The sequence below is a fragment of the Rhodopseudomonas sp. BR0M22 genome (assembly GCF_010907035.1).
Taxonomy (GTDB): domain Bacteria; phylum Pseudomonadota; class Alphaproteobacteria; order Rhizobiales; family Xanthobacteraceae; genus Rhodopseudomonas.
This window is the reverse complement of sequence record NZ_QUMK01000032.1, coordinates 1-18,746: the sequence shown is the minus strand read 5'-3', so window position 1 is coordinate 18,746 and position 18,746 is coordinate 1. Positions and strand designations below refer to the sequence as shown.

At 65.5% G+C, this 18,746-nt stretch carries 16 protein-coding genes; 12 read left to right on the top strand and 4 right to left on the bottom strand.

All coding sequences use genetic code 11. From position 1 onward, the window contains the following. Positions 1 to 5 precede the first annotated feature (5 nt). From DY468_RS12315 to DY468_RS12300, 4 genes are all read left to right on the top strand, one after another. A complete protein-coding gene (locus tag DY468_RS12315) occupies positions 6 to 695 on the top strand; it encodes a Fe2+-dependent dioxygenase (RefSeq protein ID WP_164605099.1) in 690 nt (229 codons plus the stop codon). After that, complete coding sequence (exbB, locus tag DY468_RS12310; protein ID WP_164605098.1) at positions 692 to 1,678, top strand: tonB-system energizer ExbB; 987 nt, start codon at positions 692 to 694, stop codon at positions 1,676 to 1,678. Before DY468_RS12315 ends, exbB begins: the two co-directional genes overlap by 4 nt. 3 nt (positions 1,679 to 1,681) lie before the next feature. Then, the gene (gene exbD / locus DY468_RS12305) at positions 1,682 to 2,131 is read left to right on the top strand and encodes a TonB system transport protein ExbD (protein WP_107345258.1); all 450 of its coding nucleotides are present in this window, start codon (positions 1,682 to 1,684) and stop codon (positions 2,129 to 2,131) included. Positions 2,132 to 2,261: 130 nt separating this feature from the next. Then, positions 2,262 to 3,056 carry an energy transducer TonB gene (locus DY468_RS12300; protein WP_164605097.1) on the top strand — a complete coding sequence of 265 codons (795 nt, stop codon included), beginning with the start codon at positions 2,262 to 2,264 and terminating at the stop codon, positions 3,054 to 3,056. A gap of 297 nt (positions 3,057 to 3,353) precedes the next feature. On the opposite strand, the gene DY468_RS12295 is transcribed toward DY468_RS12300, so the two are convergent. The 3 genes from DY468_RS12295 to DY468_RS12285 form a co-directional block, all read right to left on the bottom strand. Beyond that, the gene (locus DY468_RS12295; RefSeq protein ID WP_164605096.1) at positions 3,354 to 4,103 is read right to left on the bottom strand and encodes an SDR family NAD(P)-dependent oxidoreductase; all 750 of its coding nucleotides are present in this window, start codon (positions 4,101 to 4,103) and stop codon (positions 3,354 to 3,356) included. A gap of 196 nt (positions 4,104 to 4,299) precedes the next feature. Then, positions 4,300 to 5,034 carry an SDR family oxidoreductase gene (locus DY468_RS12290; protein WP_164605095.1) on the bottom strand — a complete coding sequence of 245 codons (735 nt, stop codon included), beginning with the start codon at positions 5,032 to 5,034 and terminating at the stop codon, positions 4,300 to 4,302. Between the two features lie 133 nt (positions 5,035 to 5,167). Then, positions 5,168 to 6,976, bottom strand: a complete 1,809-nt coding sequence (locus DY468_RS12285; protein WP_164605094.1) for an IlvD/Edd family dehydratase — start codon at positions 6,974 to 6,976, stop codon at positions 5,168 to 5,170. Positions 6,977 to 7,212: 236 nt separating this feature from the next. Between DY468_RS12285 and DY468_RS12280 the strand changes: the two genes are divergently transcribed. The 7 genes from DY468_RS12280 to DY468_RS12250 all read left to right on the top strand — a co-directional run bounded on the left by DY468_RS12280 (position 7,213) and on the right by DY468_RS12250 (position 16,065). Then, positions 7,213 to 8,277: an ABC transporter ATP-binding protein gene (locus DY468_RS12280; protein ID WP_164605093.1), complete on the top strand. Its 1,065-nt coding sequence runs from the start codon at positions 7,213 to 7,215 to the stop codon at positions 8,275 to 8,277. A 76-nt stretch (positions 8,278 to 8,353) separates the two neighbouring features. Next, positions 8,354 to 9,679: an ABC transporter substrate-binding protein gene (locus tag DY468_RS12275; RefSeq protein WP_164605092.1), complete on the top strand. Its 1,326-nt coding sequence runs from the start codon at positions 8,354 to 8,356 to the stop codon at positions 9,677 to 9,679. Positions 9,680 to 9,909: 230 nt separating this feature from the next. Beyond that, a complete protein-coding gene (locus DY468_RS12270; protein WP_164605091.1) occupies positions 9,910 to 10,857 on the top strand; it encodes a carbohydrate ABC transporter permease in 948 nt (315 codons plus the stop codon). Continuing rightward, positions 10,850 to 11,776, top strand: a complete 927-nt coding sequence (locus DY468_RS12265) for a carbohydrate ABC transporter permease (RefSeq protein WP_164605090.1) — start codon at positions 10,850 to 10,852, stop codon at positions 11,774 to 11,776. Before DY468_RS12270 ends, DY468_RS12265 begins: the two co-directional genes overlap by 8 nt. A gap of 323 nt (positions 11,777 to 12,099) precedes the next feature. Further along, positions 12,100 to 13,086: a D-erythronate dehydrogenase gene (gene denD / locus DY468_RS12260; RefSeq protein WP_164605089.1), complete on the top strand. Its 987-nt coding sequence runs from the start codon at positions 12,100 to 12,102 to the stop codon at positions 13,084 to 13,086. 261 nt (positions 13,087 to 13,347) lie between these two features. Then, entirely contained in the window at positions 13,348 to 14,517 is a 1,170-nt protein-coding gene (locus tag DY468_RS12255; protein ID WP_164605088.1) for an acetyl-CoA acetyltransferase, read from the top strand. A gap of 21 nt (positions 14,518 to 14,538) precedes the next feature. After that, positions 14,539 to 16,065, top strand: a complete 1,527-nt coding sequence (locus tag DY468_RS12250; RefSeq protein ID WP_164605087.1) for an AMP-binding protein — start codon at positions 14,539 to 14,541, stop codon at positions 16,063 to 16,065. A 217-nt stretch (positions 16,066 to 16,282) separates the two neighbouring features. Here DY468_RS12250 and DY468_RS12245 read toward each other — a convergent pair whose 3' ends face one another. Then, entirely contained in the window at positions 16,283 to 17,161 is an 879-nt protein-coding gene (locus tag DY468_RS12245) for a MaoC family dehydratase (RefSeq protein WP_164605086.1), read from the bottom strand. Between the two features lie 204 nt (positions 17,162 to 17,365). Here DY468_RS12245 and DY468_RS12240 point away from each other — a divergent pair, with 204 nt between their 5' ends. Next, positions 17,366 to 18,571 (top strand): CaiB/BaiF CoA transferase family protein, encoded by a 1,206-nt coding sequence (locus DY468_RS12240; RefSeq protein WP_164605085.1) that lies wholly within the window; start codon positions 17,366 to 17,368, stop codon positions 18,569 to 18,571. The last annotated feature ends 175 nt before the right edge of the window (positions 18,572 to 18,746 follow it).

Here is an 18,746-nt window from a genome sequence, read left to right as displayed (position 1 = left end):
CGGCCATGTTGGTCTGCATACCCGAGGTTCTGCCGAAGTCCGAGGTGGCGGAATTCCGCCGCCTGATGGACGCAGCCGAGTGGGAAGACGGCCGCTCCACCGCCGGCGCGCAGTCGGCGATGGTCAAGCGCAACGAGCAACTGCCGCCCGACAGCGAACTGGCGCGTGCGCTCGGGCGCAGGATCGTATCGGCACTGACCGCAAACCCGAAATTCGTAGCGGCAGCGGTGCCGCTGCAGATCTTCCCGCCGCTGTTCAACCGCTATGCGGCCGCCAGCGGACATCACTTCGGCATTCATGTCGACAACGCGGTGCGCGGCGATCATCTCACCGGGCTGCGCATTCGCACCGATCTGTCGATCACTTTGTTTCTGGCCGAGCCTGACGAATACGATGGCGGCGAACTGGTGATCGAAGACACTTACGGCTCGCACGAAGTCAAACTGTCCGCGGGCGATGCCGTCTTGTACCCGTCCACCAGCCTGCACATGGTGACTCCGGTCACGCGCGGTGCACGGGTGGCGTCTTTCTTCTGGCTGCAGAGCATGATACGTGACGCGCAGGCGCGCAGCATGGTCTACGATCTCGACACCGCCATTCAGGCATTGGTCGAGCGGCTGGGACGCGATGACCCTGAAACGGTCAAATTGACCGGTATTTATCACAACCTCATCCGCTACTGGGCCGAAGTATGACGATGTTGAACTTCCGATCGATCGGCGTTGCCGTAATCGCATTGGCGCTGCTGGCGCCGCCGACCCCCTTGCTGGCGCAGCAGGCGCCCGCCGCGGCGACGCCGAGCGCCACCGCACCGTCGCCGGGCACGGTCGCACCGTCGCAGCCGACGCCTGCGGCCACGGCACCCGCACCCGCTCCGATGGAGGCGCCGGCGGTGACCGCTGCGCCTGCCGCTGCTTCGCCCGCACCGGTGGCGACGCAGGCGTTGTCCGAAGCGGGACACGCGTCCGGCAGCGTGGCGCCCGGCCTGTCGGAACTGTCGCCGTGGACGATGTTCCTCAACGCGGACATCATCGTCAAAATCGTCATGATCGGTCTGGCGGTCTCGTCGGTGATCACCTGGACGATCTTCATCGCCAAGAAGATCGAGCTCGGCCGCACCCGCTTCCGGCTGCGCCGCTCGCTCAAGCAGATCGCAGAGTCGCGCTCGCTGGCCGAGGCTCAGATGGTGCTGGGCGACAAGCACAGCGTGCTGTCGATGCTGCTGGGTGCTGCTCTGCACGAAGCGAAGCTGTCGGCGGGACTGTCGAGCGACGAAGGCATCAAGGAGCGTGCGGCGTCGTCTTTCAGCGAGTATGTGCGCGCCGAAGGCCGTCACATGCGCCGCGGCATGGGCTTTCTCGCCACCATCGGCGCCACTGCACCGTTCATCGGCCTGTTCGGCACGGTGTGGGGCATCATGAACAGCTTCATCGGCATTTCGAAGTCGCAGACCACCAACCTCGCGGTGGTCGCGCCCGGTATCGCCGAAGCGCTGCTCGCCACTGCGATCGGTCTGGTCGCCGCGATCCCGGCGGTGATCATCTACAATCACTTCTCGCGCGAGATCAAAGTCTATCTCGAACTGGTCGCCCGCGCCTCCGGGGCTGCCGGCCGGCTGCTGTCGCGCGATCTCGATCGCAGCCACGGCAGCGCGCATCGCGCCCGCGCGGCGGAGTGAGCGATGGCTGTTTCGCTCGGCAATTCCGACGATCTCGACGACGATTTCGACGAGACCCACGAGATCAACGTCACGCCGTTCATCGACGTGATGCTGGTGCTGCTGATCATCTTCATGGTGGCGGCACCGCTGTCGACGGTCGACCTTCCGGTCAGCCTGCCGACCTCGAGCGCCACGCCGCAGAAGCGGCCGGACAAGCCGACCTATGTCAGCATCAAATCCGACCTTGCGGTCGCGATCGGCGAGAACCAGGTCAAGCGCGTCGATCTGGTCAAGACGCTGGACTCGATGCCGGACATGACCAAGGACCGCTTCATCTTCCTGCGCGCCGATCGTGCGGTGCCTTACGGTGAGCTGATGGAGGTGCTCGAGATGTTGCGGTCAGGTGGCTACGCCAAGATCAAGCTGGTGGCGCTGGAAGCGGTGCCGGGCGCGAAACCGGACGGCAATTGAACGCCGGCGCTGCGAGCGGCCGGGACGACTCCACATGTCTGGCGTGGCGCGGCAGGATTGCTTCGCTTCGCTCGTGACGACCGGGAAGCCCGGTACCGATCAGATCTGGTTCCGATAAGATATTGACGAGATGTCCGACAGTTATTTCGATCGCAATGGTTCGTACCGGCTGTGGCTGATGGCCGCCGTCGGCGCCGTGGCGTTGCACGTCGGCGGCGCCGCGCTGGCGCTGGTCAGCATGCCGGAAGATGCCGACGACGACGCGCTCGGCGCGCCGGCGATCGAGGTCGGCGTCGAGATGATGTCGCCGAAGATCGAAGCCTCCGATCTGCCGCCGGGCCCGGACACCGAGGCCTCGATGGCGTCGCCGGCGCTCAACGAGCAGAAGGCCGAGGTCAAGGACTCCGACCTGCCCAAGGACACGCCGCAGGAGACCGAGGAGCCGGACCGCGTCGTCACCACCGAGACGCCGAAGAAGGTCGACGAGGAGCAGAAGGAAAAGGCGCAGCAGCAGCAGCAGGCCTCGACCGAGTCGGTCGCCGCTGAAGCCACCGCGATGCCGAGCAACGAGTCCGCCAAGGAAGGTCCACGCTCGGTCGCGCCGGCGCAGGGCGTCGGCAAGGCCGCCGCGCGCATCCGCGCCACCTGGCAGAAGGAGCTGGTGGCGTATCTCGATAAGCACAAGCGCTACCCGAAGGATGCCGCGCAGAAGAACGTGCGGATCGTAGTCGGCTTCGAACTCGACCGGCTCGGGCATGTGCTGTCGATGAAGATCGTCGAAGGCTCCGGCGACGCCGCATTCGATCAGGCCGCGCTCGATATGATCAAGCGCTCCGACCCCGTCCCGGCACCCCCGCCGCTGGTTGCCGACGAAGGCCTGACCTTCAGCCTGCCGGTGATCTTCCGGACCAAGGGGAAGGGGTAGCCCACCACAGTCCCAGCGTTGTCATTCCGGGGCGCGAGCGAAAGCTCGCGAACCCGGAATCTGATGCAGGCAATGACCAACGACCGTCATTGCCCGCCCATGCGGGCGAACCAGTATTGTAGAGCCTTTGTCGTTATCATCGACGCCCTGGGATACTGGATCCCCGCCTGCGCGGGGATGACATGGGGAGACTCGTGCACGCACAAAGCAAGGCCTCTCGCGGCACGCAGAACATCTCGGGATTCCGGGTTCGCGCTGCGCGCGCCCCGGAATGACGTTGTGGGGTAAGTGCGTAGTTTAATACGTCGCGCGTCCGCCGGAGATGTCGAACACCGCGCCGGTCGAGAACACGCAGTCTTGCGACGCCAGCCACGCCACCAGGGCGGCGACTTCTTCGACCAGCACGAAGCGGCCCTTCGGGATTTTCGACAGCATGAAGTCGATATGCTGCTGGGTCATCTGGTCGAAGATCGCGGTGCGCGCCGCGGCCGGCGTCACCGCGTTGACGGCGATGTCGTAGGACGCCAGCTCCTTGCCGAGCGATTTGGTCAGCGCGATCACGCCGGCCTTCGAGGCCGAGTAGTGCGCGGCGTTCGGGTTGCCTTCCTTGCCGGCGATCGAGGCGATGTTGACGATGCGGCCGTATTTGTGTGCGATCATCGATGGCACCACCGATCTGCAGCACAGAAAGGGGCCGTCGAGGTTCAGCTTCAACACCCGCCGCCACTCGGCGTAGTCGGTGTTCCATACCGTCTTGTTGACCCCGGCGATCCCGGCATTGTTGACCAGGATGTCGATCTTGCCGAACGCGGCGAGCGTTGCGTCGCGGGCGCGATCGACCGCAGCCGGATCGGTGACATCGACCGCAACGGCGATCGTCACATCGTCGCCGATTTCCTTGGCGGTACGCTCGGCGAGTGCGAGGTCGTGGTCCCACAGCGCCACCTTGGCCCCCGATGCAACGAACCGCTCCGCGATCGCCCGCCCGATCCCCTGCGCCCCGCCGGTGACCACGGCACAGCGATGGTTGAGGTCGATGGTGTTCATGGCTGCTCCCCCCGTTATGAGCTGTTGCGGCATCGCCGCGCCGGAAGCGCGCTCCCTCGCCCCGCTGTTGCGGGGAGAGGGTTGGGGTGAGGGGCCTCTGCGGTCCTGCGCAGGCGGCGATCGTTGCGATGCAGTGCCTTGCCCCTCACCCGGCGCTACGCGCCGACCTCTCCCCGCTCTTGCGGGGAGAGGTTAGTTACAACGTCCAACCGCCGTCGATGATGTGGGCGACGCCGGTGGTGAAGGCGCTCTCGTCGCTGGCGAGGTAAACCGCCAGCGCGGCGATCTCTTCAGAGTTGCCGAGACGGCCCATCGGTTGGCGCGACACGAACATCTCGCGGCCCTGCGGCCCGAGCGCGGCGGCGCGGCCGAGCATCGACGGCGTTTCGATCGTGCCCGGGCAGATCGCATTACAGCGAATACCGCGGGTGATGAAATCCACCGCGACCGCACGGGTCAGCGCTGCGACGGCCGCCTTGGTGGCGCCGTAGACGTAGCGGTTCGGTGCCGCCTTGAACACGCCGGCGGCCGACGAGATGTTGACGATCGAGCCGCGGCCCGCTTCCAGCATCGCAGGGAGGAAGGCGCGGATGGTGCGGTGCATCGACTTGACGTTGAGGTCGAACGAGAAGTCCCAATCCGTATCCGAACAGTCGAGCACCGTGCCGTGATGCACGAAGCCGGCGGCGTTGAGCAGGATGTCGACCGTGCCGGCCTCTCGGGCGATCGCTTCGACCGCGGCGGTGTCGCGGACGTCGAGCTTCGCGGTCCGCGCAATGCCGTGCTCGGCGAGCGAGGCGAGCCCGGCGTCGTCGATATCGGTCGCGAACACCTCGGCGCCCTCGCGCGCAAACGCAATCGCCGACGCCCGCCCGATCCCCGCCGCCGCCGCGGTGACGAACGCACGCTTGCCTTTCAGGCGGTCGGTCATGCTGTTTCCTCCCGACGACGTCATGGCCGGGCTTGACCCGGCCACCCATCGTTCTTCGTGTGATGATGGATGCGCGGGTCAAGCCCGCGCATGACGATCGTAATGGGGCAGGTGCCGTGCCCAAGCCGCCCTATCAATGATTATGCCGCGCCACGCCGACGGCGCCGGCGATGTTCTGGTAGCGGGTGGCGAACTCCATGCAGGCGCCGGTGGCGTGCTGGCCGACTGTCGAGCGATACAGCTCCTGCCACGGCGTCTGGTGTTTCGGATAGGCGAAGCCGCCGTGAGCCATCAGGTCGGCGCGGCGCTGCTTCAGCTCCTCGTCCGAAATCAGGATGTCGGCGCTGCCCTTGTTGAGGTCGATGCGGACTCGGTCGCCGGTTTTCAGCAGCGCCAGCCCGCCGTTGGCGGCGGCTTCCGGCGTGGCGTTGAGGATCGACGGTGAGCCCGAGGTGCCGGACTGGCGGCCGTCGCCGATGCACGGCAGCGAATGGATGCCGCGTTTGATCAGCGCCGCCGGTGGCTGCATGTTGACCACCTCGGCGCCGCCCGGATAGCCGATCGGCCCGGTGCCGCGCACGAACAGGATGCAGTGCTCGTCGATATCGAGCGCCGGATCCTCGATGCGGTGGTGATAATCCTCCGGTCCCTCGAACACGATGGCGCGGCCCTCGAACGCGTTCGGGTCCTTCGGGTTCGACAGGTAGCGGTCGCGGAATTCCTTGCTGATCACGCTGGTCTTCATGATCGCGGAATCGAACAGATTGCCGCGCAGCACCAGGAATCCTGCGTCGGCGACCAGCGGCTTGTCGTAGGAGCGGATCACGTCGCCGTCCGGCAGGGCGGCGGCGGCGCAATTCTCGCCCATGGTCCTGCCGTTCGCGGTGACGGCGTCCTGGTGGATCTTGCCGTGCTTCATCAATTCGCGGACGACCGCCGGCACGCCGCCGGCGCGGTGATACTCTTCGCCGAGGTAGAACCCCGCCGGCTGCAGATTGACCAGCAGCGGGATGCTGTGGCCGACGCTCTGCCAATCGTCGATCGACAGCTCGACGCCGACATGGCGCGCCAGCGCATTGAGATGGATCGGCGCATTGGTCGAGCCGCCGATCGCCGAATTGACCACGATGGCGTTCTCGAACGCCTTGCGCGTCAGGATGTCGGACGGCTTCAGATCCTCCCACACCATCTCGACCGCGCGCACGCCGGTCTCGTAGGCGATCTGGCCGCGCTCGCGATATGGCGCCGGGATCGCGGCGCAGCCGGGCAGCGACATGCCGAGCGCTTCGGCCAGCGAGTTCATGGTCGAGGCGGTGCCCATGGTGTTGCAGTGCCCAACCGACGGCGCCGAGGAGGCCACGATCTCCATGAACTGTTCGTAGTCGATCTCGCCGGCGGCGAGCCGCTCGCGCGACTTCCACACCACCGTGCCGGAGCCGGTGCGCTCGCCATTGTGCCAGCCGTTGAGCATCGGTCCGCCCGACAGCACGATCGCCGGAATGTTCACGGTCGCCGCCGCCATCAGGCAGGCCGGCGTCGTCTTGTCGCAGCCGGTGGTCAGCACCACGCCGTCGAGCGGATAGCCGAACAGCACTTCGACCAGACCGAGATACGCGAGATTGCGATCGAGCGCCGCGGTCGGCCGCTTGCCGGTCTCCTGGATCGGATGCACCGGGAATTCCATCGCGATGCCGCCGGCCGCCCGGATGCCTTCGCGCACCCGATGCGCCAGATCGAGATGATGCCGGTTGCACGGCGACAGGTCGTTGCCGGTCTGGGCGATGCCGATGATCGGCTTGCCGGACTGCAGTTCCGCGCGGGTCAGTCCGTAGTTCAAGTAGCGCTCCAGATAGAGCGCGGTCATTCCCGGATTATGCGGATCGTTGAACCATTCGCTGGACCGGAGTTTGCGCCGGGGGGCGCCGGCATCGTGCTTCGTCATCGTGTCTCCCGCACCGCACACATCCTTGCAGCGGATGTTTTGAGCGCCTTTGCTGAGCATGGAACGGCGTGCATGCTGGCATGTCGCACCGCGCTACGCAATCGGCGTAGTGTGATCACGCCGGACTAATTTGCGAGCGCGACAGCGGCGAAATATTCTGCTATGAGTTGCGTCAACATAAGTCTCACGCCGGCGGCAACGACCGCATGAAACGGCGGGACATCGGGAGGTGCTGGATGGCGTCGGTGCAGATTCACGACGTGCGTAAGTCTTTCGGCGGCTTCGAAGTATTGCACGGCGTGACTGTTCCCATCGAAGATGGTGAGTTCGTCGTTCTGGTCGGCCCGTCCGGCTGCGGCAAATCCACTTTGCTGCGGATGCTCGCGGGGCTGGAAAAAATCACCGCAGGAACGATCTCGATCGGCGAGCGCGTCGTCAACGATGTGCAGCCGAAGGAGCGGGACATCGCCATGGTGTTCCAGAACTACGCGCTGTACCCGCACATGACGGTGGCCCAGAACATGGGCTTCTCGCTGAAGCTGCGCGGCGCCGATCAGAAGACCATCGACAGCAAAGTGCGGCGCGCCGCCGACATCCTCGATCTCGGCAAATTGCTCGACCGCTATCCGCGCCAGCTCTCCGGCGGCCAGCGCCAGCGCGTCGCGATGGGCCGCGCGATCGTGCGCGATCCGCAGGTGTTCCTGTTCGACGAGCCGCTGTCGAACCTCGACGCCAAGCTGCGGGTGGCGATGCGCACCGAGATCAAGGAGCTGCATCAACGGCTGAAGACCACCACGGTCTACGTCACCCACGACCAGATCGAGGCGATGACGATGGCCGACAAGATCGTGGTGATGCAGGACGGTGTGGTCGAGCAGATCGGCGCGCCACTGGATCTGTACGACAAGCCTGACAACAAATTCGTGGCCGGCTTCATCGGCTCGCCGGCGATGAATTTCCTCGACGGCACGCTGAAGGTGAACGGCGGCCAGCCTTACGTCGAGACCGCCAGCGGCGCCAAGCTGCCGGTGATGGCGGCGCCGGCGAACGGCAACGGCCGCACCGTGTCCTACGGCATTCGGCCCGAACATCTCGACTTCGCCGACAGCGGCATTGCGGCCGAGGTCGCGGTGGTCGAGCCGACCGGCTCCGAAACCCAGATCGTGGCGCGTGTCGGCGATCAGGAAGTGATCGCGGTGTTTCGCGAACGGCATCCGGTCGCGCCCGGCGATCTGATCCATCTGCAGCCGCGCGCCGACGTCGCGCATCTGTTCGACAAGGAGAGCGGCCGGCGGATCTAGAGCGTCACAGACAAATACAAGAATTGGTCGATCAACGAACCAATGCACAAAGCGGAACATAGGGAGTGAACGACAGATGACGGACTTTACCCTCGATCGCCGCACGTTGTTGAAGGGTGGCGCGATCACGTTGGCCACGGCAGCGACGATGTCCGCCGACCAATTGCTCGGCTACGCCAAGGCCTGGGCCGAGGCCTCGCCGTGGAAGCCGGAGCCCGGTGCCAAGATCAATCTCCTGCGCTGGAAGCGGTTCGTCGAAGCCGAAGACGTGGCCTTCATGAAGATCGTCGACGCGTTCCAGAAGGCCAACAACGTCACCATCAACGTCTCCAACGAATCCTACGACGACATCCAGCCCAAGGCGTCGGTCGCCGCCAACACCGGGCAGGGGCTCGACATGGTGTGGGGCCTGTACTCGCTGCCGTTCCTGTTCCCGAACAAATGCACCGACGTGTCCGACGTCGCCGATTATCTCGGCAAGAAATGCGGCGGCTGGAGCGACTCCGGCAAGGCCTACGGCATGTATAACGGCAAGTGGATCGGCATCCCGGTGGCGGCCACCGGTGGCCTTGTCAACTACCGGATCAGCGCGGCCGAGAAGGCCGGCCACAAGGAGTTTCCGAAGGATCTCGCCGGCTTCTCCGATCTGGTGAAGGGCATGAACAAGAACGGCACGCCGGCCGGCATGGCGCTCGGCCACGCGTCGGGCGACGCCAATGGCTGGCTGCACTGGGCGCTGTGGGCGCATGGTGGCGCGCTGATCGACAAGGACAGCAAGGTCGTCGTCAATTCGCCCGAGACCGCCAAGGCGCTCGGATACGTCAAGGGGCTGTACGACAACTTCATCCCCGGCACCGCGTCGTGGAACGATGCCTCCAACAACAAGGCGTTTCTTGCTGGGCAGCTCTATCTCACCACCAACGGCATCTCGATTTACGTCACCGCGAAGAAAGACAACAAGGAGATGGCGGCGGACATCAACCACGCGCATCTGCCCGCCGGCCTCAACGGCAAGACCCGCGAGCTGCATCTCGGCTTCCCGATCCTGATCTACAACTTCACCAAGTTCCCGCAGACCTGCAAGGCGTTCACCGCCTTCATGATGGAGCCGGAGCAGTTCAACCCGTGGGTCGAGGCGGCGCAGGGCTATCTGTCGCCGTTCCTGCTCGACTACGAGAAGAACCCGATGTGGACCGCGGACCCGAAGAACACGCCGTATCGCGACGTCGCCCGCACCGCCTCGACACCGGCCGGCGACGCCCAGATGGGCGAGAACGCCGCCGCGGCGATCGCCGACTTCGTCGTCGTCGATATGTTCGCCAACTACTGCACCGGCCGCGAAGACGTGAAGACCGCCATGAGCAGCGCCGAACGCGCCGCAAAGCGGATCTTCAGGGCGTAACAGGGAAGAGAAGGGTTGGTGACATGCGCCGACCCTTCTCAGCCGACAAAGGCGCCACCAATGGGAACCTCACGTTTGTCATTCCGGGGCGCGCCACTTGGCGCGAACCCGGAATCCATACTCTCGGCGGTGGTTATGGATTCCGGGCTCGCGCATCGCGCGCCCCGGAATGACGAACGTGAGGGGAGTGAGACCTTCACTCGGCCCGCAGGCGGCCGGACGGAGTTAGCATGACCACACTTCAGATGCGCGAGCAGGTTCACTCCGGCCCCACCGCCTGGCAACGCCTGCGCACCAGCCGCAATTTCATCGCGCTGTGGTTCATGCTGCCGGCGGCGGCGTTCCTGATCCTGTTCCTGGCCTATCCGCTGTTTCTCGGGGTGTGGATGAGCTTCACCGACGCGCGGATCGGGCGCGACGGGGTGTTCATCGGGATCGAGAATTACGAATGGCTGTGGGACGACAGCATCTTCTGGCTGTCGGTGTTCAACACCATTCTGTACACGGTGGTCGCCAGCGCGATCAAATTCGCCGTCGGCCTCTATCTGGCGCTGCTGCTCAACCGGCACATGCCGTTCAAGGCGATCATCCGCGCCGCGGTGCTGGTGCCGTTCATCGTGCCGACGGTGCTGTCGGCGATCGCGTTCTGGTGGATCTACGACTCGCAGTTCTCGATCATCTCGTGGTCGCTGATCAAGCTCGGGGTGATCGACCAGAACATCAACTTTCTCGGCGATTCTAATTGGGCGCGCGCGTCGGTGATCTTCGCCAATATCTGGCGCGGCGTGCCGTTCGTGGCGATCACGCTGCTGGCCGGGCTGCAGACGGTGTCGCCGTCGCTGTACGAGGCCGCGACGCTGGACGGTGCCACTGCATGGCAGCGCTTCCGCTACATCACCTATCCGCTGCTGACGCCGATCATCGCGGTGGTGATGACGTTCTCGGTGCTGTTCACCTTCACCGACTTCCAACTGATCTGGGCGCTGACCCGCGGCGGGCCGGTCAATGCCACGCATCTGATGGCGACGCTGAGCTATCAACGCGGCATCCTGTCGGGCCGGCTCGGGGAGGGCGCGGCGATCGCCACCGCGATGATCCCGTTCCTGCTCGCGGCGATCGCGATCTCGTGGTTCGGCATGCAGCGGCGCAAATGGCAGCAGGGGACCGACAATGACTGAGACCACCGCCTCCGATCCCCGGCTCGCCGTCAAGGCCGCCGCCACCGTCGCACAGAACGACGACAGCGAGGGCATGAGCTATCTGGAGTCGCTGCCGCGCCGGCTGGTGACGCTGTATCTGCCGCTGTTCGTGATCCTCGTCGTTTTGCTGTTCCCGTTCTACTGGATGGGGCTAACGGCGATCAAACCCGACGAGCAGCTGATCGACATGGAGACCTACAACCCGTTCTGGGTGGTGCATCCGACGCTCAAGCACATCCAGAAGCTGTTGTTCGAAACCCAATATCCGCGCTGGCTGTGGAACACGATGTATGTCGCGGCAGCTTCCACCGTGCTGTCGATCGCCGCCAGCGTGCTCGCCGCCTACGCGATCGTGCGGCTGCGCTTCCGCGGTGCCGACACGGTCGGCGGCGCGATCTTCCTGGCGTATCTGGTGCCGCCGTCGATCCTGTTCATTCCGCTGGCCTCGGTGATCCAGGCTTACGGCCTGTTCGACTCGCCGCTGTCGCTGATCCTGGTGTATCCGACGCTGCTGATCCCGTTCTCGACCTGGCTGCTGATGGGCTATTTCAAGACCATTCCGTTCGAGCTCGAGGAGTGCGCGCTGATCGACGGCGCCTCGCGCTGGCAGATCCTGATCAAGATCATCATTCCGCTGGCGGTGCCGGGGCTGATCTCGGCCTTCATCTTCTGCTTCACGCTGTGCTGGAACGAATTCATCTACGCGCTCACGTTCCTGCAGTCGACGCCGAACAAGACCGTGCCGGTGGCGATCGTCAACGAGTTCGTCGACGGCGACATCTACAAATGGGGCTCGCTGATGGCCGGCGCCCTGGTCGGCTCGCTGCCGCTCGTCATCCTGTACGCGTTCTTCGTCGAGCATTACGTGTCGGCGATGACCGGGGCGGTCAAGGAATGATTCTGCTCCGTCATTGCGAGCGCAGCGAAGCAATCCAGCTCAGTGCACTGAACTGGATTGCTTCGTCGCGTCGCTCCTCGCAATGACGAAGTGCGGAGATCGCTGAGGCATTCCCGCCCGATCGACCTCATCCTGAGGAGCGCGCTCTTGCGCGCGTCTCGAAGGATGGGCCACACTCGCCTCATGGACTCTAAGATTCATCATCAGGGCCGTCATTCCGGGGCGCGAGCGGAGCTCGCGAACCCGGAATCTGCAGCGGGTACCGAGATTCCGGGTCCGCGCCTGCGGCGCGTCCCGGAATGACAATTGAGAGGGGACGTTCCTTGCACATTCTGATACTCGGCGCCGCCGGCATGGTCGGGCGCAAGCTCACCGACCGGCTGCTGGCGGACGGGCGGCTCGGCAGCCGCGAGATCACCCGGATGACGCTGCAGGACGTGGTGGCGCCGGTGCGGCCGCCGCATGCCTCGATCGCGATCCAGGTGGTGACCAGCGACCTCGCCGAACCGGGTCAGGCGGCGGCACTGGTGGCGCATCGGCCGGAGGTGATCTTCCATCTGGCGGCCATCGTCTCGGGCGAAGCCGAGGCGGATTTTGACAAGGGCTACCGGATCAATCTCGACGGCACCAAGCATCTGATCGATGCGATCCGCGCCGAGGGCGACGACTATCATCCGCGGCTGGTGTTCACCTCGTCGATCGCGGTGTTCGGCGCGCCGTTCCCGGATAAGATCGGCGACGAATTCCTGTCGGCGCCGCTGACCAGCTACGGCACCCAGAAGGCGATCTGCGAACTTCTGATCGCCGACTACACCCGCAAGGGCTTCTTCGACGGCGTCGGCATCCGCCTGCCAACGATCTGCGTCCGCCCCGGCAAGCCGAACAAGGCCGCGTCCGGCTTCTTCTCCAATATCATCCGCGAGCCGCTGAATGGCGAGGAGGCGGTGCTGCCGGTGTCGGACGAGGTGATGCACTGGCACGCCTCGCCGCGCTCGGCGGTCGGCTTCCTGATCCACGCCGCTACCATGGACACCGCCGCGATGGGGCCTCGCCGCAGCCTGTCGATGCCGGGGCTGCCCGCCACGGTCGGCGAGCAGATCGCCGCATTGGAACGTGTTGGCGGCAAGGCCGTGGTGGAAAGGATCAAGCGCGAGCCCGATCCGACCATCATCGGCATCGTCGCCGGCTGGCCGCGCAATTTCTCCACCGACCGTGCTCTGAAGCTCGGCTTCACCACCGCCGAAAAGACCTTCGACGACATCATCCGCATCCATATCGAGGATGAATTGGGCGGCAAGTTTGTGAAGTAATCGCCTTGCCCCGCACCGTCATTGCGAGGAGCAGCCGGATCGGGGCTTGGCGCCGTCCAGGCACAGGCGCCGCGAGAAGCGATCCAGCTCCGTGCACGGTCTCTGGATTGCTTCGCTGCGCTCGCAATGACGCGGATGGGCCGGCGGCCGCCCTTCGTGCCACGCCCGGCCACCATTCCGTGAGCGGGGATGTCTTTATCTGATGGTCATCCTATAATAAATCCAGGTTCGAGTTTCATCGACCTTCGAGGAGAAAACGCCATGACTGCCAGCATCGTTGGATGGGCCCATATGCCGTTTGGCAAGTTCGACGCCGAAACCGTGGAAAGCATGATCGTCCGCGTCGCCACTGAGGCGATCGCAGACGCCGGGATTGCGCCGGGCGACGTCGACGAGATCGTGCTCGGGCATTTCAATGCCGGCTTCTCGCCGCAGGACTTCACTGCCGCTCTGGTGCTGCAGGCCGATCCGGCGCTGCGCTTCAAGCCGGCGACCCGGGTGGAGAACGCCTGCGCGACCGGCTCGGCCGCGGTGCATCAGGGCGTCCGTGCCATCGAGTCCGGGCAGGCCAAGGTGGTGCTGGTGGTCGGCGTCGAGCAGATGACGCGGACGCCGGGGCCGGAGATCGGCAAGAACCTGCTGCGCGCGTCGTACTTGCCGGAAGACGGCGACACCCCGGCCGGGTTTGCCGGTGTGTTCGGCATCATCGCCCAGAAGTACTTCCAGAAATACGGCGACCAGTCCGACGCGCTGGCGATGATCGCCGCCAAGAACCACCACAACGGCGTCGCCAATCCCCATGCGCAGATGCGCAAGGATTTCGGCTTCGAGTTCTGCCGCGCCGAAGGCGAAAAGAATCCGTTCGTCGCAGGTCCCCTGAAGCGCACCGATTGCTCGCTGGTGTCCGACGGGGCCGCAGCGCTGGTGCTGACGTCTGCCGAGAACGCCAAGGCGATGGGCAAGGCGGTCAACATCCGCGCCCGCGCCCATGCCCAGGACTTCCTGCCGATGTCGAAGCGCGACATTCTGCAGTTCGAAGGCTGCACCGTGGCCTGGCAGCGCGCGCTGGAGCAGGCGGGCGTCACGCTGAACGATCTGTCGTTCGTCGAGACCCACGATTGCTTCACCATCGCCGAGCTGATCGAATACGAAGCGATGGGCCTGACGCCGAAGGGGCAGGGCGCCCGTGCGATCAAGGAAGGCTGGACCCAGAAGGACGGCAAGCTGCCGATCAATCCGTCCGGCGGTCTCAAGGCCAAGGGTCATCCGATCGGCGCCACCGGCGTGTCGATGCACGTGCTGAGCGCGATGCAGCTGCTTGGCCAGGCGCCGGAAGGCATGCAGATCAAGGACGCCAAGCTCGCCGGCATCTTCAACATGGGCGGCGCGGCGGTCGCCAACTACGTGTCGGTGCTCGAACCGGCCAAGTAACCGACAGCCGGGGGGCGGGGGATGAATCTGGCGGAATGGCTTGCTGCGAGTGCCCGGCTGCGGCCGGGCGCTCCGGCGCTGCTGACGGGTACCACGGTCGATGCCGACTACGCGACGTTCGCGTCGCGGGCGGCATCGTTTGGCGCGGCGCTGGCGCGCGATTACGGCATCGCGCCCGGCGACCGCGTTGCTTTGTTCGCGCATAATTGCACGCGCTATCTCGAAGCGCTGTACGGCATCTGGTGGGCTGGCGCGGTCGCGATCCCGATCAACGCCAAGCTGCACGGCAAGGAGGTCGCCTGGATCTGCAGCAATGCGGAGGCCAGGCTCGCGCTGATCTGCGACGACACCGCTGACACCTTCAACGAAGCCTCATGCGATCTGCCGCCCGGCTTGGCGGTGCTGGCGATCGACAGCGACGGCTTCGATCGCGCGCGTAGTGGCGCGGGTAGCAAGGCGCCGGTCGCACGCGACGACGACGATCTCGCCTGGCTGTTCTACACCTCCGGTACCACCGGCCGCCCCAAGGGCGTGATGCTTAGCCACGGCAATCTCGTAGCGATGTCGCTGAGCTATCTGGCCGATGTCGATGCGGTGACGCCGGAGGATGCGGCGCTGTATGCGGCGCCGATCTCGCACGGCGCCGGGCTCTACAACATGATCCATGTTCGGTTCGGCGCCCGGCATGTCGTGCCGGAGTCCGGCGGGTTCGATCCGGACGAGGTGCTCAGCCTCGGCAAGCAGCTCGGCAACGTCGCGATGTTTGCGGCGCCGACCATGATCAAGCGGCTGGTCGAGGCCACCAAGCGTCGCGGCGAAGCCGGAGAGGGGCTGCGCACCATCGTCTATGGCGGCGGCCCGATGTATCTCGCCGACATTCGTGAGGCGCTGAGCGTGATGGGCCAGCGTTTCGTGCAGATCTACGGCCAGGGTGAATCGCCGATGACGATCACCTCGCTGAAGCGCGCGCTGCACGCCGACGTCGATCATCCGCGCTATCTGCAGCGGCTCGCCTCGGTCGGCACCGCGCAGAGCGTGGTGTCGGTGCGGATCACCGGTGCGAACGGAGAAGTGCTGCCGCCGGGCGAGACCGGCGAGATCGAGGTCAAGGGTTCAACCGTGATGCTCGGCTATTGGAACAATCCGCAGGCCAATGCCGAGGCGCTGAAGGACGGCTGGCTGCGCACCGGCGATGTCGGGCGCCTGGACGACGACGGCTTCCTGACGCTGTCGGACCGCTCCAAGGACGTCATCATCTCCGGCGGCACCAACATCTATCCGCGCGAGGTCGAGGAAGCGCTGCTGACGCATCCGGCTGTCCGCGAAGTGTCGGCGATCGGCGTCGCCGATCCGGAATGGGGTGAGAATGTCGTCGCCTGCGTTGTGCTTACCGATGGCGCCGCGGCTGACGACGCCACGCTCGATGCCCACTGCCTCGCCACCATCGCCCGCTTCAAGCGCCCCAAGCGTTACGTCTATCTCGACGCGCTGCCGAAGAATAATTACGGCAAGGTGCTGAAGACGGAACTGCGGAAGATCGTGAAGTAATTCGGCAACAACTTCTGATTCCTCGTCATGGCCGGGCTCGTCCCGGCCATCCACGCCTTCGGGCCATCGCGAATTCAAAGGCGTGGATGCCCGGCACAAGGCCGGGCATGACGAACTGATAGGTCCGAGAATGCCAAGGTCGCAAGATGCTGGAGGCAACCCTCCGCCGTCATCGCGAGCCACCGGGGTGGTGCGACATCAACGATGCGGTCGCCGCCTAGCGCATCACCCCCACCATTGCCGGACGATCGTCACCGTCGATCCAGAACCCGAAGGTGGTGCCGTCACCGTTCGAGGCCTCGCGCAGCGATGCGGCGCGGCCGAAATACACCGGGCCTTTCAGCCATAGATCGAGCTGGCGCGGCGGCTGCGACGGCGCGAGGTGCCCGAGGCATTGCGCCGCGATGCGCTGCGGGTGGGCAGAGGCGGCGGCAAAGCCGGTGGCGCGGGCGTAGATATCGACGAGGTGCAGCGGATTGTAGTCGCCGGTTAGCGCGGCCCAGCGTAGCCGCTCGCCGCCATCCACGGTCCATTGCGTCAGTGGCGGCAGCGACGGATCGATCGGGGGCGAGACCATCGGCGCGCCATCATCGGCGCCGTGGCTCGCCGGCCCGTCGAAGCGGCCGCGATAGTAGAACGTGGTGATGCTCTGCCACGGGCAATCCTCGCCCTGCATCAGTTGCGCCAGGACGTCGAGCTCGATGCCCTTGTCGTGCACCCGCCAGCCTATCGCCCGCACGATCAGGTCGGACGCATCGTCGAGCTTGATATCGCCGCTGCGGATCAGCCGGTTGCGGAGCTGCAGCGCTCGCCAGATCGGCAGCGGCCAGTCCCGACACATCAGCAGCGCCATCGTCAGCCGGAAACCGGTGACATGCGGCGCCAGCAGCAACAGGCGGTCTGCGGTCGCCGCATCGTCGCCCGCAGCGCGCTGTAAGGTCGCCAGCGCAGCAGGACTGATCTGATAGCCGCGCCAGATGAAGCTGAAATCCGGGAAGCCGTCTTTCGGATTCCAGCCGCGCGATGGCGCGAAGGCGTTCAACATCAGCGCCGGGCCGAACGGCGGCGCGGTGTAGGTCTCATGATGGGTGGTCATTGCCGCTCGTCTCCGCCCCAAAGTGCGCGAAGTCAACGGCTGGCCCGCCTGTCGGTCAATGAGGGCCGTCAAAACCTTCCGCACCGCGGAGTTTGCCCCGCATGGCGCCATGCCGGGCGGCGGCTTGATCTCGGCGAGCCGGTCCCGTTACATCGCCGTGACGGTGCCGATCAGAGCGCCGCGAGCTGGAAGAGAAGCGCCGCGATGGGACCACTGGCGGGTACGACAATCGTCGACATGACGTCGGTGCTGATGGGGCCTTACGCCACCCAGATGCTCGGCGATTACGGCGCCGACGTCATCAAGATCGAATCCCCCGACGGTGACGTCACGCGGCAGATCGGCCCGGCGCGACATCCCGGCATGGGGCCGGTGTTTCTCAACGCCAACCGCAACAAGCGCAGCATCTGCCTCGACCTCAAGCACGACGCCGGCCGCGCCGCCGCGCTGCGGCTGATCGCGCGCGCCGACGTGCTGGTTTATAACGTTCGCCCGCAGGCGATGGCGCGGCTGCGGCTCGGCTATGACGATGTCGCGCCGCTCAATCCGCGGCTGATCTATGCCGGCGTATTCGGCTTCGGCCAGGACGGGCCGTATGCGGCCAAGCCGGCCTATGACGATCTGATCCAGGGGGCCACCGCGCTGCCGGCGCTGAATGCGCGGGTCGGTGACGGGACGCCGCGCTACGTGCCGAACGCGCTGGTCGACCGCATCGTCGGGCTCACCGCGGTCGGCGCGATCTGCGCCTCGCTGGTGCACCGGGATCGCACCGGCCAAGGCCAGCGGCTCGACATCCCGATGTTCGAAACCATGGCGAGCTTCGTGATGGGCGATCACATGGGCGGCCTCACCTATGAGCCGCCGCTCGATCGCGGCGGCTACGCACGGCATCTGTCGCCGGACCGCCGGCCGTATCAGACTGCCGACGGCTACATCTGCGCGATGGTCTACAACGACAAGCAGTGGATCAGCTTTCTCACCGCGGTCGGCCGCGACGATCTCTTGGCTGACGACCGCTACACCAGCTTCGCCCGGCGCGCGGTGAACATCGACGTCGTCTATGCCGAGCTGGCACGGATCTTCCTGACCAGGACCACGGAGGAGTGGGTGACGCTGCTCGACGCCGCCGACGTACCGGCGATGCGGATGCACGACCTCGAAAGCATCCTGCACGACCCGCATCTGGTCGCGACGGATTTCTTCCCCGTGGTCGAGCATCCCAGCGAAGGTGCGATCCGCGACATGAAGGTGTCGGCGACCTGGTCGGACACCAAGGCCGAACGCCAGCGCTTCGCGCCGCGGCTCGGCGAACACGGCGCCGAGGTGCTGCGCGAGGCGGGCTATGGCGAGGACGAGGTTGCGGCGCTGGCGGAGTGTGGGGCCGTCAGGTTGCCGGAAGCGGAGAGTTGATCGGATGGAGCAAGCGAGAGTAGGGCTCGATCGCATCGCTGGGTTGCCGGCACAGTGCCTCTTCTCCCTCTCCAGCTTGCGGGAGAGGGCTGGGGTGAGGGCACTTGCCACAAGTTCAGTGCCCGCGGCCCCCCACCACCGACCCTGTCCCTTATACACATCTGACGCTGCCGAC